Here is a 23,268-nt window from a genome sequence, read left to right as displayed (position 1 = left end):
GCAACCGTCTAATCAGTACATGAAACAAGGTAAAGACATATCAAACGAATTGCTCCAAATAGCCCCCATGGCTCAATGGCCCGTAGAGATTCCATTCTCGGTGCCAGCAGGCTATTTTAACGGGCTGCCGGAACTGATAGCAGATAAAATCCTGCTGTCTGATGCCATCGGTGCAGATATGTTGCCAGGGTTTCCCCATTATTCCGTTCCGGAAAACTATTTCGATCAATTACCTACAACCATACTATCCAACATTAAAAATGCTGGATTATCAGTACAGGAAGAATTGGAAGAATTGTCACCTTTACTGGCAAGTATTCCCAGAAATACACCTTTCTCCCTGCCTGAAAATTATTTTGACAGAATTTCCGCGGAAATACCCAAACCAACCCCGGTTATTCCCATACGTCACCAATCTCGCAGCCCCTGGAGGCAATGGGCCGCAGCGGCATGTGTCATAGGCATAATGGCCTCAAGTGCCCTCTTCTTTATCAGAAGAGAACATCATGCGAACGATGATATTGAATATCAACTGAATAATATCAACGATGATGATATAGCTGCCTTTCTGCAAAACCATGCTGATGCCTTCGATAATGAAGCCATCTTTTCCCAAGCCGCCCAGGTAGGGAATATGCAACAACTGGAAAAACAGATCAATGGGGAAGGATCCGGTGACCAGTTGCAGAAAATCCAGCAGGAAGAGTCATTAGACGAATTATCTAATTAGTGATAAATGAAACAGTTTTCTAACATATTGATTCTGGCCATTGTTATGCTAACCAGCATACCACATGCCTTTGCGCAAGACGAAGATGCTGGCAAAAAGCTCAAATCAATACAGGTAGCCTACATTGCCAAAAATCTGAACTTAACTCCCGAAGAAGCTGAAAAATTCTGGCCCGTTTACAATAATTATCGAACGGAAATGGACCAACTCATTGCTGATAAAGAACGTAACAAAGCCATAGATACCAAAAGCACCCGTTCCGCCGATGCAGACGCCATCGCCAGAAGCAATATGGATAAAGATCTCAGCTACGATAAAAGATTCCTAGATATCAAAACAAAATATACCGCGGAATTCCAACGCGTACTACCCGCCAGCAAAGCCAGCGCAGTATTTAACAGCGAAAAGGAATTCCGAAGAATCATGATTAAGCACCTGCAAAACTCGCAACAAATCAATCGACTGAATAATCAACAATTGAGACCAAGACATTAAACCATAAAAAAAGGAGGTGATCAATCACCTCCTTTCTTTTTTAGGACTGCTGTTTGTAATGCGCCCGTACTTCTTTTACTAACCCTTTCTCATTCAATACCATCATCTCTGCACTTAAACTGTTATTCACACTTTTATAATACAAGACCACGGAATTAATCCCTTCTAATACATGATACAGCTCAAAATGTAAATCAGGATAAGCTATTAATGCTTTCCTGAAATAAGCTTCCAGCGCAGCTTTCCCCACTATTTTGCCCTCAGGATCATTGTTGATACGCTGTATCACAGGAGAATAAAACTCAATCTGCTCATCATAATGAGACATCACTTCGTCAATATTGTGCGCATTCCACGCTGCTACCCATTCGGCCGCAAAGGTTGTTTTTGATACCATTTTTTTTTTGCATGTAAGATAGTTCGGGAGACACGAGTCCTATTGGCTGAAAAGCTCAATTTTTATTACGACCTGCGCCACTGTATCGGTGTGCAGCCGTAATTCTTTCGAAATAGTCGGTAAAAATGAGAAATATCGGAGAATCCAGTCGCATAAGCGATCTCATTCACAGGACGTTGCCCAGAGCGCAATAACAAGGCAGCTCTTTGTAGCCGCATGGTCCAAATCCACTGCATCGGGCTACAGTCAAACAAATACCGGAATCGGCGTTTTAAGGTAGCCGGACTCATATGTCCCGCTTCTGCCAGATCTCCTACATCCCGGATATCTTCCATCCGGGTACGCAATAGATCCATCATATCATCCATCGGGCAATCTACGGCTTTCCGGAGCATGCCCGCCAAGGGCCTACATTCCATCAAATTGTGCCAAACCCGCTCCTGTACCTCTTCTGCGACTACATCGCCATTTTCAATGAGTACAGGTTCTAGCCAATTCAATAACCCCGCCCAGTCGCTACCTCGTGGTAGAATGGCCATCGACTTGGGCTCCGTGTCTCCCGATATCACCTGCTTACGCGCTATTACCTGATCCGGGATCACCAGATTGATACTTTTGAAAGGCCGACTAGTGTGTAAAATCTCAGAGCTGACAAGGGTTCCAGGCGGGATCAGTAGGACATCCCCCTTTTTCACATGCAACACACGGTTGCCATTATACATCCGTTTTTCCCCATCCAGCACGAAATTGATAATGGTATGCCGGATGTATAATTCATGCACAGCCGCCCCCGAATAAACAGAAATAGCCGCCCAGTCGTGTCCCTGGTGACAGGCAGTACTAATAAACGACTGGCCACTTAAACGGAAATTTTCATAGCGGCTGTACATATAAGCGTTTTATTCGAACCGAGTGGTCGGTGTCTTTACATCATGATAGAAAAGGAAATCCCATCCTTCCTGACGGCCACGCTCCATGAACTCCTGGCGAAGTTCCATACTGCGCTTGCCATCATAGTCGTATTTGGCTACAAACCTGTTCTTCATCTGGGATAACTGAGGCGCCACATCTCCACCAAAAAACACTTTATCTTCTCCATCATCTACCAGGAATACCTGGTGATAAGGACAATGGCCGCCCGTCATTTCATAATGGATATAGCCATCTATGGTGCCATTACCGGTGGTGAAAACAACATTATCCCGTTGCTGCAACAGTACAATATCTTCAGAATGATAGGATTTTCCTGCATGCTCCAATGCATACAGCATTTCCTCGTTATTCACATAGTAAGTGGCATTGGGGAAAGTCATGCTACGCTCGCCACTAACAGGATCTACAGCAGATATACCACCAGAGTGATCTTTATGCAGATGACTCATCATCACCTTTGTAATTTCCATCGGGTTGATACCATTGTCAATCAGGTTCTGGTGAATCTGCATGACACCATTGCTATTGCGGAAACCAAGTCCTGCATCAAAAAGGATGTAATCCCTATCGGTGATCACGAGGAAAGGCTGGATCTCCACCAGCAAAGACCCATGTGGACGATCCTGCATGCGATCTTTTCCTAAATCAAAAGGAGTGAATTGTTTGGTCCCGTCTACGGTAAATGACCCTTCGGATAATGGTATAATACGTGCCATGGCACAAAGATAGTTAATTCAGAAAAGAAGAACGCCCGGCTGTAAACCGGGCGTTCTGTGGGTATTATCTTAAAACCATCTGCCTGTCGGCATCCAGTCGGAGTAATATAAACAGCAACATGGTGAAGGAGAACAACGAGCTACCTCCATAACTCACCCATGGTAGCGGGATACCGATTACCGGCGCCAAACCAATCGTCATCGATACGTTGATGGCCAAGTGAAAGAATATGATACTTGCCACCCCATAAGCATAGACTCGCGTGAATGTCGATCGCTGTCGCTCCGCGACGTATATAATCCGGAAGAGTAAGGCCACATAAATGCCAATAAAAATCACGCTGCCAAAGAAACCAAAATCTTCCCCAACGGTACAGAAGATGAAGTCTGTACTTTGCTCTGGTACGAAATCATAGCGGGTTTGTGTTCCTTTCAGATAACCTTTTCCCCAGAAACCACCAGAACCGATGGCAATCATACTCTGACGGGTGTTATAAGTCGCTTTCGGATCGTTTTCTTTACCGAGCATTACCTCGATACGGCGCACTTGGTAATCTTTCAACACTTTGGTGAAGGTGAAAGGCACCACAAACATCACGAACAGAGAACAGAAGCCGTAAATAGCTATTATCCAGAATAACCTGGCTCTGTTCCGCTTTATCTCTCGCCGGCTAAAGTAGATGACCAATGCCGTTATGACCGAGAATATGATAAACAGTATCTTATTATCTACCAGGAGGGCAGAGAGTACTAGCACAATCGCCGAAAATGCAATCACCAGCAAAACGCCTGGCAAGCCTTCGCGGTACATCACCAGGAAGAAGGAGAAGTACACCAGGGCCAGTCCTGTTTCTGATTGAAGGATGATGATACCAGCCGGTACTAACGCGATAGCCGCTGCAATTAATCGCGATCGTAGCTTACTAAAATCCGTCTCCTGCGAGCTTAAGTATTTCGCCAAAGCCAGGTTGGTACATAGTTTCGTCAATTCCGCCGGCTGAAACTGGAATCCTCCCAATACCAGCCAGGAATGTGATCCTTTTACATCTTTACCTATCCCCAATACCAATAGCAATAATAATATCCCACCAGCATACAACAGATTGGCCGTGGCAGTAAAGAACTTACTATCCGTCAGCCAGATGATGGATGCCAATATAATTGATACGCCAAACCACAGGAGCTGCCTAGCGTAGTTCTTATTCAAATGAATGATATTCTGCCAGACGTTATCATCTCCTCGGTATTCCGCAGCAAAAATGGACATCAGACCGATGGTCACCAATGCCAGGTACAAGCCAACAATTGGCCAGTCAATACCTTGCGTCAATTTGGTTTGCGAGCGGTTCATTATATACTAATCAGTTTGGGCGTTTATGGTTAATTTTTTTATTATCTCTTTTTGATAACCGTAGCATTCAGGGAATCCAGTTTGGACCTTGATCTCATCGCATCCGGAATAGTCACCGTTTCCATTACGGTTTTCAACATCCCTGCACGTTTGGAGGAAATAGAATCCTTCAGGTATTTCTCAATCATCAAGCTGGCGATAGGTGCAGCATATTTCGCACCAAACCCGGAACGTTCCACGATAACGCAAACGGCGATTCTTGGATTTTCTGCCGGTGCAAAGGCCACAAACTGTGCGTGGTTAGGCATTTTTGTACGTACACCGTTCACAATGGCGTAGTTTTCTGCCGTACCTGTTTTACCGCCGATGGTAATACCTTCAATTTGGGCCACACGACCAGTACCGCTTTCCACCACATCCGTCATACCCTTGATTACCGCGTCGTATGCTTCATCGGAGATATGCGCCACTATGTGACGTTGTTTGTATTTGTCCAACAGATGCGTGTCGTCGTTATCAATACTTTTCACAAAGTGCGGCACAAAGAACGATCCTCTATTAGCAAGAATACACATGGCGTTGGCCATTTGCAGCGGAGTGGTTTCCACCTCACCCTGACCGATACCGAGGAATACGGAAGTACAGGAGTTCCAACTGCCTTTATATTTAGCGTCGTAGTATTTTTTATCAGGGATACGTCCAGGCCTTTCACTTGGAATATCCACACCTATCTTGTGTCCAAAGCCGAAGCTATTCATGTATTCCGCCCATTTCTGCATACCGCCGACTCGTATTCCTCCCCATTTAGGCGCATCCACACAAAGGCGATACGTGTTGGAGAAATAGGAGTTACAGGAGTGAGCGAGCGCCAAACGGAAGTTGGCCGCGTGTCCTGGGTCGTGGTGTTCGCACTTGATAGGTCTGCTACAGCCCATATAAGCGCCATAACAAGGATATCCCGTGTTTGCTGTGATGACCCCTTCATCCAATCCTACCAAGCCGATCATTGGCTTAAATGTAGATCCTGGCGGGTATTGTGCCTGAATGGCACGGTTAAAGAGGGGCAGGGTTGTATCAAGATAAAGTTTATTAAAGTTAGCGCTTCGGAAGGAGCCGGTCAGGAGGTTCGGGTCAAAGCTCGGACCACTGACCATGGCCAGGATACCACCATCTTGCGGATCGATGGCAACGATGCTACCAATTTTTCCGTGCATCATTTGTTCCCCGAATGCCTGCAATTCAATATCCAGGCTAAGGCGGAGGTTTTTACCTGCTACGGCCGCACTATCGAATTCCCCATTTTCATAAGGACCTTGTGGCCTGTTGAGGTTATCCTTTACCAGGTATTGGATACCACGTTGGCCCATGAGGACACTTTCATAGGTTTTTTCCAAACCTGTCATACCGAGATAATCGCCGGAGTTATAGGAAGCGTAGTTGGAGTCTTTCAGCATGGTAGGTGAAATCTCCGCAATGTATCCTAGGATATTAGCGGCGGCAGAGTAAGGATAGGAGCGGATTTGCCTTGGTACCAGTTCAAATCCTGGTTGGAAGAGGTACATACTTTCCTGCAGTTGGCCATAAATGTCCGCCTGTAGGAGAGATGAGAAGACAGATTGCCTTACGGGACCATTCTTTTTGATACAGTCGGCGATTTTCTTTCTAAACTCTTCTTTATCTATTTTCAGAATAGTGCAGAGGTAAGCGGTGTCTATATTCTTCACGCTTCTGGGAGTCACCACGAGATCGTACAGCACGTCGTTACTAAGAATCGCGCGTCCTTTGCGGTCATAAATGATACCGCGACTAGGGTATACGACTTTCCTTAGCACCGCGTTGGCATCCGCGAGCTTGGCATATTTCTTTTCTACGACCTGCAGGAAAAACAATCTGACGACGATGATGGACACCATGCCAAGAATGATCAATTGAATTACTCTTCTCCTGGGCTGATTAAATACAGACATGCAATTGTTGTAGCTTTTGCAAATTTAAACCTTCAATTGATCCCACGAGCAGCAACTGTCGCTTTTCGTTATTTTCTGGAAAAGAATAACATTTCGTACAGAATAATGAGGAAAAGGCTGGCTGCGGAGGATAAAATAATCTTCAGCAACAGGTATAACGGGTTGGCAAATCCGAATACTTCGAGGGTGAAGTAGACAGTGTGATGCAGAAATACCAGGATAGCTGCATAGATTAAAAACTGCGACACGCCCATACTTGTCATGGACGGCGTTTTCTGAGTTGTTTCGAATCCTCCCTGCGGGGACAGGATGTTGATAATGAACGGACGCAGGTAGGCGATGAATACACAGGCAGCGGCGTGCATACCCATGGTATTCATAAACATATCCAATGACAATCCCATTAACAGCCCCAGCAGCATAAGTGCTGGGCGAGGCAGGTTAAATGGAAGCACCAATATGAAGAGCATGTATATGTAGGGGCTCACCAACTGGTGTATCAGGATTTCGTTGAGAACGAATACCTGGATCAGCAGCAGGAGCACGAATCGGATAATATTTCTTAACAGTATACTCATTTAATCAGCTTGTAAGTCGAGTCTTCCAAACTTTGTTGTTCATCTTTCAGGAGGTTCTCAATCACGTAGACGTACTGGAGATTATAGAAGTTTGTAGCCAGACGTAGTTTAACCGTGAGAGAAGTACTTGCTTTGTCGCCTTGTGAGAATCCTTCCACGTATCCGATGGGGATATTTTCCGGGAAGAGGGCGGAGAATCCGCTGGTCACAACGGTATCGCCTTTGTGCAGTTGGGCACTTTTAGGGATATCGCGCAGTGTGGCATAAGCTGGATCATCGCCATCCCAGTGTACGGAGCCCATTTCCTTACCTTGTGCCAATCGGGCGCTGATGGATACGGAATTGGATTTAGAGAGCAGGGAGAGCACTACGGCATAGTTATCACTCACACTTCTAACAACCCCTACCACACCACTCGGACTGATCACGCCCATATTGGGTTTGATGCCTTGTTTACTTCCGCGGTGGATGGTAATATAGTTCATGGGTTTATTGAGGGAGTTGTTGATCACCTTAGCTTCGAAGTATTGGAAGCGACGGATTTCCGTGCTGATGATTTTATGGGTAGTATCGTCACTGTATCTGCGGATGGTGTCCACTCTGGTACCGTTGGTGGTAACCATGCTATCGTAGCTAGAGCGGATGGCATTATGCAGGCGGGTATTTTCTGCTACCAGGCTGTCGTTGGTGGCTTTTAGATGAAAATAGTATTGTACGTTGTTGTATTTATCGTAAAGCTTTCCACTGACGTTGTTGGCGGAGTTAACATATGCAGCATGCTGAAAGCTATTGTTTTGAAACACCAATACAATACAAATCACTTCCAGCAGCAGAAATAAGAAGAAGTTGAAATATCGCCTTAAGAAAATGATTAGATTTCGCACAAGCGCGCAAGAATTTTGAGATTTGTTGATTTAGGGAGGCAGTGAATCTGCCGCCCTAAATCTCAAAATAGGTTTTATTGCATCAGGAACGGATATTTACCAACATGCTTCAGGGCGATGCCGGTACCTCTCACTACTGCGCGCAGCGGATCGTCTGCTACATGCACAGGCAGTTTGATTTTCTGGGCAAGGCGTTTGTCCAGACCACGGAGCAGTGCACCACCGCCGGTCAGGTAAAGTCCTCTGCGATAAATATCTGATGCCAATTCTGGAGGCGTAGTTTCCAGCGCTTTCAGGATGGCTTCCTCAATTTTAAAGATGGATTTGTCCAGTGCTTCAGCAATTTCCTGGTAGGAAACCATGATTTGCTTAGGAATACCTGTAACAAGGTCTCTACCGTTTACAGGGATATCATCTGGTGGATTATCCAGTTCCTTCAGTGCGGAACCGATATGAATTTTGATCTGTTCAGCGGTTCTTTCACCGATGAGCAGGGAGTGATAACGACGGAGTGCTTCCATGATATCTGCGGTGAATTCATCACCGGCGATACGAATACTCTGGTCACAAACAATACCGGCCAGTGCTATAACGGAAATACCGGTAGTACCACCTCCGATGTCGATAATCATGTTACCCACAGGCTCTTCTACGTCAATGCCAATACCCAGTGCGGCCGCCATTGGTTCATGAATGAGGTAAACTTCTTTCGCTCCGGCCTGTTCGGCAGAGTCGCGAACGGCTCTTTTTTCCACTTCAGTAATACTGGAAGGGATGCAGATAACCATACGCCAGCTGGGAGCAAACAAAGGTTTCTTAGGGTAAATCATTTTTATCAGTTCCCTGATCATGCCTTCCGCAGCGTTAAAGTCTGCGATTACGCCATCTTTCAGGGGACGTATAGTACGAAGATATTCGTGAGTTTTTTCGTGCATCATCATGGCTTTCTTACCAACCGCCACAATTTTGCCGCTAGCCCGTTCTATCGCTACAATGGAAGGCTCGTCCACAACCACTTGGTCATTATGTATTATCAGCGTGTTAGCTGTACCTAAATCAATCGCGATTTCCTGCGTTAAAAAATTAAAAAATCCCATTGTTGATACGGTCAAAAATTAGAATGCAAAAATGAATAATTCCAACGAATATACGATGCAAAAAGTGGATATTCCTGCAATAATACGGCTAAATATTAAAAAATCTTATTTGTAGTATAAACGGCATAGTAACTGCTCTCTTGAAGTACCGATCAATCCAACGGATTTTAACCCCGTTTTAATAATTCCGTTTCTAAAAAATAACGCCTTACATCTCCGCTTTTCCGTGATAATTAGACAGCCCTCCCCCTGCTATCTTCAGTTAACATGTTGCAGATACGGCAACCCCTCGCTGGGGCTGCCGATTATTTATTTTAGTTAGATAAACTCATATCCAATGTCCCGGCGGAAGTTTTTACCTTCAAACTCAATCTGGTTGGCTGTTTGGACGGAATGTGCCAATGCCAAGGACAAGGTGGTTGCCAGGGAAGTAACCGCCAATACACGACCGCCGTTAGTCAGTACTGAAGCGCCATCCTGGCGGGTGCCTGCATGAAACACGATTTGATCATGTGTAGGCTGTGGAATGCTAGTAATCACCTTATTTTTCTCATAAGCCTCAGGATACCCCTTGGACACCAGCATAACAGTAGCGGCTGCACGTTGATCGGTGTAAATCGTCTGCGCTGAAAGATTTCCCGCGCTTACAGCAGTAAATAATTCCAGCAGGTCGTTCTGCAGACGAGGCATTACTACCTCGGTTTCAGGATCCCCCATGCGACAGTTATACTCAATCACGAAAGGCTCTCCTGCTACATTAATCAGGCCAAAAAATATAAAACCTGGATAAATTATTCCTTCTTTTGATAAACCATCCACCGTAGGACGAATCACTTTGTCTTCCACCAGCTTCATAAACGCTGCATCTGCAAAAGGAACAGGCGATACAGCCCCCATTCCACCTGTGTTCAGCCCTTTATCTCCTTCTCCAATTCTCTTATAATCTTTCGCCTCTGGTAATATCTTATACGTGTGGCCATCAGTCAATACAAAAACAGACAGCTCAATACCCGTCAAAAATTGCTCTATCACTACTTTGCGACTAGCATCACCGAATTTTGCCGCTTTGATCATCTGGCTAAACTCATCAAGTGCCTCGTCATGGCTAGAGGTGATCACCACTCCTTTACCTGCTGCCAAACCATCGGCCTTCAGTACGATTGGTAAGGAATGCTGCTTAATATAAGCAATTCCTTCCTCATAATTCTCTTCACTGAACTCTCTATAAGCAGCGGTAGGAATACCTTGACGCTCCATAAACAGTTTGGCAAACGCCTTACTGCCCTCCAGTTGTGCCCCCAGTTTGGAAGGACCCATTACTGGAATATGCTTCAACGCCTCATCCTGTGCAAAATAATCGAAAATACCATTTACCAGCGCTTCTTCTGACCCAGGTACCACCATCGTGATTCCCTGCTCCAAACAGAATGATCTTATCTTGTCAAATTCGCTCACGCCCATATTCACATTGGTACCACATTGGGCAGTACCTGCATTCCCAGGCGCGATAAACAGTTTTCCGCATAGCGGACTTTGCGACATTTTCAAGGCCAGTGCATGTTCCCGACCACCACTTCCTAATAAAAGTATGTTCATAATGAATTAATACAGATGAGAAAGAAAATGCAAAGAAAGTTCAAAAAAGCGCAAAAATTGTCTATTTATACCATTTTTTTACCCGGATTCCCGATTTTCTTTAAATTGCCTCCTTATAGCTTAACTGAACCTTAAAACAATCTTGTTTAAAACTAACCATTTATGATGCAAACTGCTGTTGCACAAGGGCCGGAAACTGCCTCTCAGAAGGGACACCCCAAAGGCCTTTCGGTATTATTTGCCACGGAAATGTGGGAACGGTTTAACTTTTATGGCATGAGGGCTCTTTTGACCCTCTTCCTGGTAAATGCACTGCAATTTTCAGAAGCTGAATCATCTTATGCCTATGGTGGATTCCTCGGTCTCTGCTACCTTACACCTATGCTCGGCGGTTATATCTCTGACCGCTACTTGGGAAACAGGAACTGTATCTTATTAGGAGGTTTTGTTATGGGTATTGGTCAGCTCCTTATGGTGTTGAGCGCTACCCTCTACGCAGGTAACGTAGATACTGCCCGCCTGATAATGTGGTTGGCTTTGTTCGTGATCATCTTCGGAAACGGGTTCTTCAAACCCAATATCTCTTCCATGGTAGGTAGCCTCTATCCAAAAAATGATGGCCGCCTGGATGCTGCATTCACTATCTTCTACATGGGTATCAATATGGGCGCCTTCCTCGGTATGCTCATTTGCCCAATCCTCGGAGACGTAAAACTGGAAAGTGGTGTCAGAGTAGTGGCTGCCTTCAAATGGGGCTTCCTCGCTGCTGGTATCGCGATGTTCCTGGGTACCGTGCTGTTTTACTTCCTGAAAGACAAATACGTAGTAACGCCTGATGGCAAACCTATCGGCGCGAAACCAACTTTCCATCCAACTGCTTCTCCTACCGGCGAAGCGGACAAAGCTAAATTTACTTCCAGCGCTATCCTCGGCTGCGCAGCCCTGCTGGCAGTATTATTCGTGGCTTTCCACTTCATTGCAAGCGATCCTAACCCGATCAAATCTTGGATCTATCCTTTCATCTACGCTACTGGTATCTCCCTGGCGGTGCTGATCCTCACGGATAAATCTATCACTTCCATCGAAAGACAAAGAATCCTCGTGCTCTATGCAGTGGCATTCTTCGTAATCTTCTTCTGGGCTTGTTTTGAGCAGGCTGGTTCTTCCCTCACCTTCATCGCGGACAAACAAACTGACCGTCGACTGTTTGGTTGGGATATGCCTCCTAGCTTCATTCAGAACGCTAACTCTATCTTCATTATCATATTTGCACTGCCATTTAGCTGGTTGTGGATAAAGCTCCAGAAACGTAACCTGGAACCTATTTCTCCAGTGAAACAAGCATTGGGTCTTGCCCTGCTGTCTGCCGGCTTCCTGATCATTGCATTCCAGGTAAAAAGTCTGGGCGAAAACGAGAAACTTGGCGTTATGTGGCTGATCGTGATGTACCTGTTCCATACGCTCGGTGAATTGTGCCTGTCTCCAATAGGTCTGTCTCTCGTGGCGAAACTGGCTCCACATCGTTTCTCATCTTTGCTGATGGGTGTATGGTTCCTGGCCAATGCCGCTGGTTATGCACTGGCTGGTACCCTGGGCGCCCTGCTGCCTCCAAACCCAGATAACTATGCTGATGCTGCAAAAGCAGGCATTGATCTGAAAGGTATCCTGAATGGCGTGATCACTCCTTCTGCAGAACAACTCAGCAAACTGCATGAACTGAAACTGGCTGCTCACTACCCAACTTTCGCAGGTTTCACTATTCATAACCTGTTCGAATTCTTCATGGTGTTCGTGATCCTGCCAGGTGCAGCGGCTGTATTGCTGTTCTTCCTGTCTCCATTCCTGAAAAAATGGATGCACGGCGTTAAATAATTATTCCCCTTTGGATATAACGTACAAAATGAAAAGCCTCGCTGCAGCGGGGCTTTTCATTTTGTACGTTATATTTGTTTACATACTGATACAACTAATATGTCTGACAACAACTTCAAACCATTTGTCCCGTCTAATGCCCGGATGAAGGAATTCACGCTCAAATCCATCCTACTGGGCTGTATCTTTGGAATCATCTTTGGCGCTGCCACCGTTTATCTCGCGCTGAAAGCAGGTCTGACTGTTTCCGCCTCCATCCCGATTGCCGTTATTGCTATCACTTTAGGTAGAAAGCTGTTCAAAACCACCATTCTAGAAAACAATATTATCCAGACTACCGGCTCCGCTGGCGAATCCATTGCGGGCGGTATCGTATTTACTCTTCCAGGCTTTCTCTTCCTTAGCGATGGCGCCGGCACCCAATTCTTTAACTACTTTACTATTCTCACATTGGCTATCATTGGCGGTATCCTTGGTACGTTGATGATGATTCCACTCCGTCGTTCGCTCATTGTAAAGGAACATGGTACGCTCCCTTATCCGGAAGGTACTGCCTGTGCGGATGTTTTGATTGCAGGTGAAAAAGGGGGCGACTTCGCTAAAACTGCCTTCTGGGGCCTTGGGTTTGCATCCTTGTATGCCATAATGCAAAAGGTATTTCATGTGATTGCCGGCACTCCTGGCTACCTCACAAAAGCCGCCAATAAATTTTTCCCTTCTGCCAATATCAGTGCGGATATCACGCCAGAATATATGGGAGTAGGTTATATCATCGGGCCTCGCATTGCGGGCGTACTGGTGGCTGGTGGTGTGCTTTCCTGGCTAGCATTGATTCCTCTTCTGGCCTCTGTTATCCCACAGGATGTCGTAGCAGCTCAACTGGTGAAAATCGGGCAACTGGCTAGCGTCACTACTGCAGGCGGACAAGGAGAGTGGAATCCGGTTACCCATACCTTCGCTGATTTCTCTGCTGCTGTATATTTTGCTTATGTGAGACAGATAGGCGCCGGTGCAGTAGCCGCTGGCGGTTTCATTACGCTCCTTAAAACCATCCCCACTATCATATCGACGTTCAAAGGGAGTCTTGGTGCGGTGAAAGGAGGTAATGGCGAAGGTGCTCAAGAAGCAGTTCCTAGAACAGAAAAAGATCTTAGCTTGAAAGTGGTACTCATTGGGAGTGTAGTACTCGTACTCCTGATGGCTTTACTACCGCAACTTCCAGGCGATTCTATCGGAAAAAAATTCCTGGTAGGTATACTCGTGGTGATCTTCGGTGCTTTCTTCGTGACGGTATCCAGTAGGATTGTAGGTTTGATCGGATCTTCCAACAACCCGATCTCCGGTATGACCATCGCCACATTGATGGGCACCTGCCTTGTTTTCATTGCGGTGGGCTGGACTGGAAAAGTTTATGAACCAATGGCACTGGTGGTAGGCGGTATGATTTGTATTGCTGCAGCCAATGCCGGCGGCACCTCTCAGGACCTGAAATCCGGATACATCGTAGGTGCTACGCCTATGTACCAACAATTGGCCCTATTTATCGGTGTAATCGTGTCTTCCTTGGTAATCGGCCTGACCGTAAAATTCTTGGATCACCCTACACATGAAATGATTGCCCGTGGTGTAAAAGACCACGCAATTGGTAGTATCTTCTTTCCAGCGCCACAAGGTACCCTCATGGCTACACTGATTAAGGGGATACTCTCTTTTAACCTCGATTGGCAGTTTGTATTAGTTGGGGTATTGATCGCTATTACCATGGAGCTCTGTGGGATCAACTCTCTCTCTTTCGCGGTAGGAGCTTACCTGCCATTGTCTACCACCATGCCTATTTTCGTAGGTGGCGCTATCCGCGGACTGGTAGACTACAAAAAGAAAAAAGAACAAGTACAAACTTCCCCGGAGGAAGATGAACTGGGCAAAGGAAATCTTTTCGCTACAGGTCTGGTAGCCGGAGGAGCAGTATCAGGTGTGATTATCGCTATCCTGGCTGGTTTCGATAAATCTTCGGAGTTTCTCGCTAAGCTGAATTTCGGAGAAGGTATTCAGTCGGCACTGGGAGAAGGCGGATATTATATACTGGGAACCGCATTTTTTGCGTTTATGGGTTGGTACCTATACCGTATCGCAAGAAAATAACAGATTACTAAAAATAATATCTTAATTTTATCAGATATATCACGAATTACCTATGCGTATAATTGTAACTGCATTGCTTGGCGCTATAATGATGCTGGGCATATCCTGTGAAAAAACTACTACTGGCAACGGAGACGCCACCGATAGAAAATTTATCTCTATGGTTATGGGCACCCGTATCCAGTTATCAGAAAATCCCAAAGCGGTAGTTTACTTGGCTGATCCAACGTCTACAAATCCGGACGACCAGTATCCTAGCATGCAAATTACAGGTACCACCTACGCAGGCGATTATGTGACCTTTACGCTGGCAGTACCAACATTGCCATTTGCACCAGGCGCATACCCTGTTACAAACACCGGCAACAGCATGACCATTTATCTCGCCAGCACCACTGGTGAAACGTTAAAAACGGATCCTACTGCCGCCGGGTTTACTATCAATATCACCCAGATCAACAGCCAGTTTGTAGAGGGTACTTTCAGCGGTACACTCTCAAGCTCCAGCAGCGGCGGTTCTACCAATATTCAAGACGGTACCTTCCGTGCTGTGTTGAAATACACTAGCAGATAGTACAATTGCCATAAAAAAAGAAAACCCCGGGCCTTGGTGGTCCGGGGTTTTCTTTTTGATCCGTGTCTCCCTATACAAAATCTAAATGACTATATTTTGCCTTCAAAATACCTGCATCATCCGCACCTAGCCATTTATTTAACAGGGTCGCATATACGCTTTTGAAGTCAATTTTATATTTCAGATCCCCATCTTGCAGATTCATCAGGTCTGGGCCATCGTTCAACACTCCTTTACGCTGTAATCCGCCGCCAATAAGGAACATATTATTTGCTGTACCATGGTCTGTACCACCGCTGGCATTCTGACTCACTCTACGGCCAAATTCAGAGAAGGTCATCACTACCACATCCTGGAAACGATTATTCTTTTTCAAATCCTGTGTGAACACCGTCATCGCATCGCTCAACTGTTGGAATAAACGTTCCTGTTGCGCTTGTTGGTTCACATGCGTATCAAAGCTACCATGAGAAACATAGTACACTTTGGTATTGATATCAGACATGATCAGGTTCGCGATGGTACGCATATTCTTACCCAGATCAGTATTGGGATAAGCCTCTTTTGACTGATACACCTTAAACTGTTGGGAAATATATGCCGCCGAGGAAATCGTTTCTCCCATGGTTTTATACAGGTAATCCACATTATGATGGTCATCCATTTCCTGCGGACGCTGTTTCAGCAAATCCTTGAAGAAAGGGTTATTACTAGTACCCAATAAGCGGTTAGGATCTGTCAGTGCCAGTCCTTTCGAATATTCTCCTTTTAAAGCAAGACTGAGCGTATCATCAATTTCCAATGCCTGCGTAGGCTTATCACATCCTTTGCACTGCGCATCCAAATAACGTCCAATCCAGCCATCAGACCACAATTCATTAGCCTGGCTTCCACTATGCCAGATATCCATTGAACGGAAATGAGAACGGTCTGGATTTGGATAACCTACGTTATTCAGGATGCCCAGAGAACCATCATCATATAAAGCTTTAAATCCTTTCAAGGCAGGATGTATACCTAAATCATCGTTGAGGCTGAGGGCATCTGTGCGTTTAATGCCCAGCGCCGGCCTTGACCGATAATATATATCGTTGCGATAAGGAATAATCGTATTGAGGCCGTCATTACCGCCTGAAAGCTGCACAATAACCAGCACTTTATTTCCTGGGGGCACCAGCTCACCGCGTTCGAGCGCTTTGAGAAATTTAGGCATCAGCATCGCGGCGGAAGCCAGCGATCCAACTTGTATAAAACGTCTGCGATTGATAATATCCATAAATGCGTTTTTTAGGGAGATGAATGATTAACAAAGCTGGTATTCCGGCATACTCATTACGTCTATAGTGACTGTTTTAATATAGGCCTCACGGTTAGATGCGTCAGCGTATTTGTCCAGCAACTGCCGACTTGCACCACCCGGTTGCAGCAAATGCGTACTAGCGATGGTATCTGCAAGCGTGTCTCTGGTAACCCCTTCAAACCCTTTCAGGTAAGGCGTCCAGTCGATATGAGCATTGATCTTTTTAGCATATTGGCGCTTCAAAAAATCATTGATTTGCATCGTCATTTTGTAGTTGCCACCATCTCCCATTTCAGGAGTCAGTTCTTTGGGTTGCACATTCATTGCCTGAGAATAGAAGATTACCTCTGGCACACGTAGTCGGAACATGAGACTAGAACTATCTATCCAGTTGCGGCCTCCAGGCCATCCGGCTACATTTGGCGGGTAAAACAATGTTTGTCCAAGGATACGTTGAAATACCAGCATAGTGCCTTCTTCGTCGAAGGTCATGGGTACAGCCCTGCGAATGCCCACCAGCAGCTCCACCGGCGATTTAATCTTATTGCCGATGATCTGCGGATCATAGAACCAATCGGCCATAAAGATTTCCTGCATGAGGGCTTTGATATCATATCCTGAATGATAGAATTTGTCTGCTAGGTAATCTACTTTTTCCTCATTGGGCGTATCTTCTACAAAGAAGCGGTATATCTTGGTGGTAATGAATTTCGCACACTGGCGTTGTTCTAGTAATATTTTTAAGACATCATCTCCATCAAATTTCCCTGTTTTCCCCAACACGGTTTTATAATCATCATCATGTTGTTTATCGCGGAATTGGAAAGTGCCTGTTTCGTCGAATTGCCAGCCGGTAAAGGCTCTCGCAGCTTCTTTCACATCTCTTTCTGTGTAATTACCTCTGCCGAGTGTAAAGAGTTCCATTACTTCGCGGGCGAAGTTTTCGTTGGGATGTTGTTTTCTGTTCTGCTGGTTATTGAGGAATTGCAGCATAGCAGGACTTTTAGAGACACCGCTCAGGAGATCGCCAAAGTTCCCTAAGGCATTATCACGGATTACGCCCAGCAATTGCTGGTTATACAATACATCCTGGGTACGACAAGCAAAATGTCCATGCCAGAAGAGACTCATTTTCTCCCGCAATGGATGCTCACTACTGATCATCGCTTTCATCCATGATACGTTCAGGTCTTTTATTCCCTGGGTATTCATCTGTTGTACTGCTTTCTTTTCATCCGGCGTCATACCTTTCATCTTCTGAAAGTCAGGCAGGTCGGCCTCACTCACCACATTTACTTCAGGTGCCTTATAATTCCCTTTCCCTATAAGTATGTGGTTTACAATCACCTTCCGACGCTTGTCGGACCATTCGTTTATTTCAGGCAAGGTGGCCCCGAAACCTGCTCTCCAGGCCAGATGCAACATTTGTTGTTGTGGGGAAATAACGGGCATATTGATACGATTTTCAATATGACCGCAAATAAAGATCCGGGTTTAACGGAATTTCCAGATAGGGAAAGAATCTCCCTTTTTAAAGTCTGTTTGATCTGCTGGCAATTCCATAAATGCATCCGCTAAAATCAAGCTGGCAAGGTCTCCGGAGCCTTGATAGGGTTGTGGAATAGCTACCAACTTTCCATGTGGCTGCGACTCTATTTTAACAGGAATATAATATTCTAGGTTGGGGTCGAAATGCACCTTTTCGGATAACACGGCATAGAGAGGAGGCACTGGATTTAAATGCATGGCTTCTTGCAACCAAGGCCGTACATAACGGTAAAAACACATGAAGCCGGAAACAGGATTTCCAGGCAAAGCAAATACGACTGGCCCATCCGTGAAAGCACCGAATAGAAAAGGTTTTCCAGGGCGTTGCTGCACTTTGTGGAAAAGTTGCTCCATTCCCAGTTGGCGCAGCACTTCCGGCAGGTAATCAAATTTCCCTGCGGATACAGCGCCAGAGCTGATCCACACATCCGTATCTGCTATCAGCGGTTTCAATTGATGCAACATACTTTCAGCATGATCTTCTAAATGCAGTACGGTGGCTTCAATCCCCATTTGTTCCAAGGACGCACTTAAGCTATACACGTTGGACATGCGGAGTTGATGCGGCTCCGGCTGCGCTGTAACAGGCACCAGTTCATTTCCGGTGGCAATCACCACTACCTTTGGTTTCTTACTGACCAGCACGGAGGTTTTACCTACCGTAGCGAGAACGCCTGCTTCTGCGGGACCTAGTAGTACGCCACTATTGAGCAGTACGGCGTCCTGTTTTACATCACTTCCCATCCGATGGATGTGTTGTCCTTTTTTTTCCGGGTGCTTCACCGTAAAGCGTTTGAAGCCTTCATGCTCTGCCGCTTGGAGATGTTCGTACTGAATAATAGTATCAGTCAGTTCCGGTAAAACCGCGCCTGTCATCACTTCTATACAATTAGCAGTATTGGAAAGCTGTAACTGCGGCGCACCTGCAGCCTGCATATCTTCCACTACAAAAACCCGCTGACCACGTGCAAAGCTGTCGTACCGGATAGCAATACCATCCATCATCACCCTATCAAATGGCGGAAATGGCCTATCCGCCAGCACAGGTTCCCGGAGAATACGGCCTGTAGCCTTTTCAAACGGAATGATTTCTGTACCGGTATCTCGTACGGTTCCGAGTACCAACGCATATGCATCTGCAACAGTCAGCATCATTTATATTATTTTTGTATGGAGCAGTCCACTAAATTTATGCTTTTATGGCCAATCAATCAAGTACCGATTTTACACACCTGAATACTGCCGGTCAACCGGCCATGGTAGATGTTAGTGGTAAAGACAATACTTTTCGTATAGCCGTTGCCGAGAGTCGCATCTATCTCCCGGAAATCATTCGTCAGCAATTTCAGGGCAATGACATTCAAACCCGGAAGGGTGGCGTATTCCAGACAGCTATCATAGCAGGAATTATGGCGGCGAAGAAAACACCGGATCTCATTCCCCTATGTCATACTTTGTTGTTGGATGGATGTGATGTAGCTATTGTCATGGAGGAAGAAGAAGCGGTGATTCGTTGTACCGTGAAAACGACCGGAAAGACAGGCGTAGAGATGGAAGCCCTCACCGGTGCATCTGTAGCGGCACTCACCATTTACGATATGTGCAAAGCATTCTCGCAGGAAATGGTGATCCGGGAAACAAAATTGATCAGCAAATCAGGAGGCAAACATGACTATAGCCGCTAAAGCGCCACTGAAAGGGCTTATACTATGCGGTGGTTACAGTACCCGCATGCAGGAAGACAAATGCAGTATTGCATACCATGGCATGCCGCAATGGCAATACATGGTAGAGTTGTTATCCACACAGTTGGAGGAAGTATATATTTCCTGCCGGCCTGATCAACTGGCCGGATTCAGTAGTTATCCACATGTGATACCTGATAATGTAGGCATGGGTGGGCCTTCTGCTGGTATGCTCAGCGCGCATGCATTGCAACCAACCACAGCCTGGCTGGTAGTAGCCTGTGATCTGCCTTTATTTAGCGCTAAAAGTTTGCAGTTGCTGATCTCCTCCCGCGACGATAGCAAAGCTGCTACTAGCTTTAACAGTCCTGTTAATCATCTGCCGGAGCCGCTGGTGGCGATTTGGGAACCAACAGGACTTGCTACATTACAGCAAAATGTACAGGAAAAGGCACAACAATGTCCACGGAAAACATTGCTATCCAGTGAAATAAAAATTGTGGAAAACCCGTGGTCAGCAGAGCAATTCAATGCCAATACCCAAGCAGAAAAAGCCGAGGCAATGAGTCAGCCTAAATAATCGTACCGTCTGCGAAGAATTCTTTTTTCCAGATAGGGACCCTTGCTTTGAGGGTATCAATCGCGTATTCACAGGCATCAAAGGCAATACCACGATGAATAGAAGATACTGCTACCACTACTGCAATATCTCCTGGATACTTATCGCCTATCGCATGTAGCATGGCAATTTTCTTGATATCCCATTGCATGGCTACATCGTCTGCAATTTTCTGCATTTCAGATATGGCCATTTCGCGGTAGCTTTCATAAAAGAGTTTCGTAACCGCCCTACCTTTGGTATCGTTGCGTACTTTACCGGTGAATACTACTTCTCCTCCACAGGCAGGAGAATGAATAAAATCTAGTGCTTCCTGAATAGTGATTTCAGGTTCTATTTTGAGTAATACGTCCATGTTTTCTTGTTTCAGCCACCACTTACCGGCGGGATCACCGCAATTTCATCGCTAGTGGCAATGGGTTGGTTATCAACTGCATATTCTCTATTCACGGCAATCATCAGGGAATTTAACTGTTGGAGGCCGGGATAAGTGGCCAGTAACCAGCTTTTTAATTCGCCAACGGTAGTAATGCCTTCCGGCAATGTTAGTATTGATTGTCCTGCAATATCTTTCGCCACGCCAAACAGCAATAAACCCATAAGTTAAATTTGTTGGCTAAAACTACAATATAGCAGCGATAAAGTAGTAATTTTAGTTCGAGGTAAAATCATTTTTTATGAAAGTAAGGCTCAGAGGAAATAGTATCCGATTTCGCTTAGATAAACTTGATATGGAACTACTGGAAACAGTGGCTAAGGTAGAATCCATCACACATATCGGCGCGGATACCCTGCACTTTGTGATTCGTGGAAAAGACATTCCTGCTCCACTGGCCAAACTAGAGCATGATGGGGTGCATGTGCTGGTGCCTATTCCGCAACTGGAATTGTGGATAAGTTCCGGGGAAACAGGGTTCAGTCTTTCTATTCCTAACGAAGATGGCTCCACCCTCCAGGTATTGGTGGAAAAGGATTTCAAATGCCTTACCGACCGCGATGAAGACGATAGTCAATCTTTCGATAACCCAATGGCTAGTAAAAACTGCTAGATAGGGATGTTACAAGACCCGCATGGCCGTATTATCAATTATGTAAGGCTGTCTGTTACAGACCGCTGTAACCTCCGTTGCACCTATTGCATGCCGGAGCAGATGAAGTTTGAACAAAAATCCAGCCTACTGACAGACGATGAAATCATTCGCCTGGTGAAGATGCTCGCGTATGATGGTATTTCCAAAATCCGCATTACTGGCGGGGAACCATTCATGCGGCCGGACTTGTTGTCTCTCTTGGAAAAAATAAAAAATATTGAAGGCATTACCGACATTACCATTACCACCAACGGTGTGCTTACCAAACCTTTTATCCCAGCGCTTTGCGATCTGGGCATTCAGCAGATCAACCTGAGCCTGGATACCTTGCAGGCAGGCCGTTTTGAGCAAATCACTCGCCGTAACAAATTTGCTGCAGTGATGGACTGTTTTCACACCATGCTGGCTTATGGCATGCAAGTAAAAGTAAACACGGTGGTGATGGATCAAGTGAATACAGATGAAATCATTGATTTTGCGGCACTCACAAAGTCAGAGAAAGTAGCTGTACGCTTCATTGAAGAAATGCCTTTTAACGGCCAGCAGAAAGACTTTTCAGGTATCAACTGGCATTATCAACGTATACTGGATACCATTCGCGAAAAGTATGAACTGGTGAAGATTCCAGATGCTCCGCATGCTACTGCTCTCAATTACCAGATACCGGGTTTCAGTGGTACCGTAGGCGTTATCCCTGCTTACAGTCGTACTTTCTGCGGCACTTGTAATCGGCTTCGTATATCCGCTACCGGTAGTATAAAAACATGCCTATATGGCAATAACATGCTAAATGTGCGCGACCTGATGCGGCAACCATTATTCCGCGATATGCATATCCGCAGCGGCATACAAGCAGCTATCGCAGAGCGGTTCCGAGATGGGTTTGAAGCAGAAAAAAACTTCCTGGAAGATGAGAAAGAAAGTATGTCGATTATAGGGGGATAGGCAGTTATCGGATCAACATCCTTACACCAGCATAAAGAATCAACACCGCCGTAGCACCGGCCACCCATCTGGGTTTTAGCACCTTCGCACTCAATCGCGCACCTATTTGGCCGCCTATAATTACAGCTAACAATAACGGCAGTACGAAATCCTTATTAAACACAATTTCATGCTTGGCTACCTGCCCCAGAATCCCAGCAACAGAATTCACCAATATGAAGAAACTACTCAATCCTGCAATATTCTTTGATGTGTCCCATTTCCCCAATTTCAACACAGGAGCTAAATAGATACCACCACCAATGCCTGTCATACCCGAAAGTAGTCCGATAGCCCCACCAATGATGCCATACACCGTTCCCCCGCTTTGCTTCACCGTTTCCTCACCACTCGTCTTCTCAAAAAACATGCGGTAGCACATGAAAATAGCAGCCAATGTTAAAGCGATGCCTAATAAGAGAAAAAATGTTTCTTGTTTCATCGGGAGATAACTACCAATAAAGGCCATCGGCACACTCACCAAGGATAGCCATAGGGCCTTTTTTATAGGTAGGTGTCCTGATTTCCAAAAATGGTACACGCCGCCAATCACCACCGCAATGTTGCATAACAAGGCAGTAGATTTCATCAACTGGAAATTCACTCCCCATAAGGCCAGAATAGCCAGATAACTGGAACCGCCACCAAATCCGGCAGCAGAATACAATAAGGCTACCAGGAAAAACAAGAAACAGAGTGTAATCGTCAC

General features: G+C 45.6%; 24 protein-coding genes. 9 read left to right on the top strand and 15 right to left on the bottom strand.

The window, feature by feature from the left end; all coding sequences use genetic code 11:
* Nucleotides 1-67: 67 nt before the first annotated feature.
* Together JO154_RS21560 and JO154_RS21555 are read left to right on the top strand one after the other, a co-directional pair.
* A complete protein-coding gene (locus tag JO154_RS21560; protein WP_291949384.1) occupies nt 68-730 on the top strand; it encodes a hypothetical protein in 663 nt (220 codons plus the stop codon).
* 6 nt (nt 731-736) lie between these two features.
* Entirely contained in the window at nt 737-1,225 is a 489-nt protein-coding gene (locus JO154_RS21555; RefSeq protein WP_291949381.1) for a hypothetical protein, read from the top strand.
* Nucleotides 1,226-1,265: 40 nt separating this feature from the next.
* On the opposite strand, the gene JO154_RS21550 is transcribed toward JO154_RS21555, so the two are convergent.
* The 9 genes from JO154_RS21550 to purD all read right to left on the bottom strand — a co-directional run bounded on the left by JO154_RS21550 (nt 1,266) and on the right by purD (nt 10,744).
* Complete coding sequence (locus JO154_RS21550) at nt 1,266-1,622, bottom strand: nuclear transport factor 2 family protein (protein ID WP_291949378.1); 357 nt, start codon at nt 1,620-1,622, stop codon at nt 1,266-1,268.
* Nucleotides 1,623-1,687: 65 nt separating this feature from the next.
* Nucleotides 1,688-2,512: an AraC family transcriptional regulator gene (locus JO154_RS21545; protein ID WP_291949375.1), complete on the bottom strand. Its 825-nt coding sequence runs from the start codon at nt 2,510-2,512 to the stop codon at nt 1,688-1,690.
* A gap of 9 nt (nt 2,513-2,521) precedes the next feature.
* Nucleotides 2,522-3,271, bottom strand: coding sequence for an MBL fold metallo-hydrolase (locus JO154_RS21540; protein ID WP_291949373.1), 750 nt, complete (start codon nt 3,269-3,271; stop codon nt 2,522-2,524).
* A gap of 64 nt (nt 3,272-3,335) precedes the next feature.
* Nucleotides 3,336-4,622 (bottom strand): rod shape-determining protein RodA, encoded by a 1,287-nt coding sequence (gene rodA, locus JO154_RS21535; RefSeq protein WP_291949371.1) that lies wholly within the window; start codon nt 4,620-4,622, stop codon nt 3,336-3,338.
* Nucleotides 4,623-4,663: 41 nt separating this feature from the next.
* Complete coding sequence (mrdA, locus tag JO154_RS21530) at nt 4,664-6,589, bottom strand: penicillin-binding protein 2 (protein ID WP_291949369.1); 1,926 nt, start codon at nt 6,587-6,589, stop codon at nt 4,664-4,666.
* 68 nt (nt 6,590-6,657) lie between these two features.
* The gene (mreD, locus tag JO154_RS21525; RefSeq protein ID WP_111595074.1) at nt 6,658-7,167 is read right to left on the bottom strand and encodes a rod shape-determining protein MreD; all 510 of its coding nucleotides are present in this window, start codon (nt 7,165-7,167) and stop codon (nt 6,658-6,660) included.
* Nucleotides 7,164-8,051, bottom strand: coding sequence for a rod shape-determining protein MreC (gene mreC / locus JO154_RS21520; protein WP_291949364.1), 888 nt, complete (start codon nt 8,049-8,051; stop codon nt 7,164-7,166). The genes mreD and mreC overlap by 4 nt, the downstream gene beginning before the upstream one ends.
* Before the next feature lie 74 nt (nt 8,052-8,125).
* Nucleotides 8,126-9,148, bottom strand: coding sequence for a rod shape-determining protein (locus JO154_RS21515; RefSeq protein WP_073078293.1), 1,023 nt, complete (start codon nt 9,146-9,148; stop codon nt 8,126-8,128).
* 318 nt (nt 9,149-9,466) lie between these two features.
* Nucleotides 9,467-10,744, bottom strand: a complete 1,278-nt coding sequence (gene purD / locus JO154_RS21510; RefSeq protein WP_291949361.1) for a phosphoribosylamine--glycine ligase — start codon at nt 10,742-10,744, stop codon at nt 9,467-9,469.
* Between the two features lie 162 nt (nt 10,745-10,906).
* Here purD and JO154_RS21505 point away from each other — a divergent pair, with 162 nt between their 5' ends.
* The 3 genes from JO154_RS21505 (at nt 10,907) to JO154_RS21495 (ending at nt 15,332) form a co-directional block, all read left to right on the top strand.
* Complete coding sequence (locus JO154_RS21505) at nt 10,907-12,616, top strand: peptide MFS transporter (protein ID WP_291949359.1); 1,710 nt, start codon at nt 10,907-10,909, stop codon at nt 12,614-12,616.
* A 99-nt stretch (nt 12,617-12,715) separates the two neighbouring features.
* Nucleotides 12,716-14,758: an OPT/YSL family transporter gene (locus JO154_RS21500; RefSeq protein ID WP_291949356.1), complete on the top strand. Its 2,043-nt coding sequence runs from the start codon at nt 12,716-12,718 to the stop codon at nt 14,756-14,758.
* A gap of 52 nt (nt 14,759-14,810) precedes the next feature.
* Entirely contained in the window at nt 14,811-15,332 is a 522-nt protein-coding gene (locus JO154_RS21495) for a DUF6252 family protein (protein WP_291949355.1), read from the top strand.
* Nucleotides 15,333-15,402: 70 nt separating this feature from the next.
* Here JO154_RS21495 and JO154_RS21490 read toward each other — a convergent pair whose 3' ends face one another.
* From JO154_RS21490 to JO154_RS21480, 3 genes are read right to left on the bottom strand one after another with little or no spacing between them, the layout of a single operon-like run.
* Entirely contained in the window at nt 15,403-16,608 is a 1,206-nt protein-coding gene (locus JO154_RS21490) for a DUF1501 domain-containing protein (protein WP_291949353.1), read from the bottom strand.
* A gap of 27 nt (nt 16,609-16,635) precedes the next feature.
* Nucleotides 16,636-18,084 (bottom strand): DUF1800 domain-containing protein, encoded by a 1,449-nt coding sequence (locus JO154_RS21485; protein WP_291949351.1) that lies wholly within the window; start codon nt 18,082-18,084, stop codon nt 16,636-16,638.
* 42 nt (nt 18,085-18,126) lie between these two features.
* Nucleotides 18,127-19,335: a molybdopterin molybdotransferase MoeA gene (locus JO154_RS21480; protein ID WP_291949349.1), complete on the bottom strand. Its 1,209-nt coding sequence runs from the start codon at nt 19,333-19,335 to the stop codon at nt 18,127-18,129.
* Between the two features lie 44 nt (nt 19,336-19,379).
* Here JO154_RS21480 and moaC point away from each other — a divergent pair, with 44 nt between their 5' ends.
* The gene (moaC, locus tag JO154_RS21475; protein WP_291949347.1) at nt 19,380-19,865 is read left to right on the top strand and encodes a cyclic pyranopterin monophosphate synthase MoaC; all 486 of its coding nucleotides are present in this window, start codon (nt 19,380-19,382) and stop codon (nt 19,863-19,865) included.
* Complete coding sequence (locus JO154_RS21470; protein ID WP_291949345.1) at nt 19,849-20,445, top strand: NTP transferase domain-containing protein; 597 nt, start codon at nt 19,849-19,851, stop codon at nt 20,443-20,445. The genes moaC and JO154_RS21470 overlap by 17 nt, the downstream gene beginning before the upstream one ends.
* Here the strand turns inward: JO154_RS21470 and JO154_RS21465 are convergent.
* Both JO154_RS21465 and moaD read right to left on the bottom strand, forming a co-directional pair.
* Nucleotides 20,438-20,839, bottom strand: coding sequence for a molybdenum cofactor biosynthesis protein MoaE (locus JO154_RS21465; protein ID WP_291949343.1), 402 nt, complete (start codon nt 20,837-20,839; stop codon nt 20,438-20,440). The genes JO154_RS21470 and JO154_RS21465 overlap by 8 nt on opposite strands.
* 11 nt (nt 20,840-20,850) lie before the next feature.
* Entirely contained in the window at nt 20,851-21,084 is a 234-nt protein-coding gene (gene moaD / locus JO154_RS21460) for a molybdopterin converting factor subunit 1 (protein WP_291949342.1), read from the bottom strand.
* A 77-nt stretch (nt 21,085-21,161) separates the two neighbouring features.
* Between moaD and JO154_RS21455 the strand changes: the two genes are divergently transcribed.
* Both JO154_RS21455 and moaA read left to right on the top strand, forming a co-directional pair.
* Entirely contained in the window at nt 21,162-21,533 is a 372-nt protein-coding gene (locus JO154_RS21455; protein WP_291949340.1) for a hypothetical protein, read from the top strand.
* Between the two features lie 6 nt (nt 21,534-21,539).
* Entirely contained in the window at nt 21,540-22,520 is a 981-nt protein-coding gene (moaA, locus tag JO154_RS21450) for a GTP 3',8-cyclase MoaA (RefSeq protein ID WP_291949338.1), read from the top strand.
* A 4-nt stretch (nt 22,521-22,524) separates the two neighbouring features.
* Here moaA and JO154_RS21445 read toward each other — a convergent pair whose 3' ends face one another.
* Entirely contained in the window at nt 22,525-23,268 is a 744-nt protein-coding gene (locus tag JO154_RS21445) for a sulfite exporter TauE/SafE family protein (RefSeq protein WP_291949336.1), read from the bottom strand.

Origin of the sequence: Chitinophaga sp. (genome assembly GCF_019236475.1) — a bacterium.
In the GTDB taxonomy this organism is placed as follows: domain Bacteria; phylum Bacteroidota; class Bacteroidia; order Chitinophagales; family Chitinophagaceae; genus Chitinophaga.
This window is presented reverse-complemented; position numbering and strand designations above follow the sequence as displayed.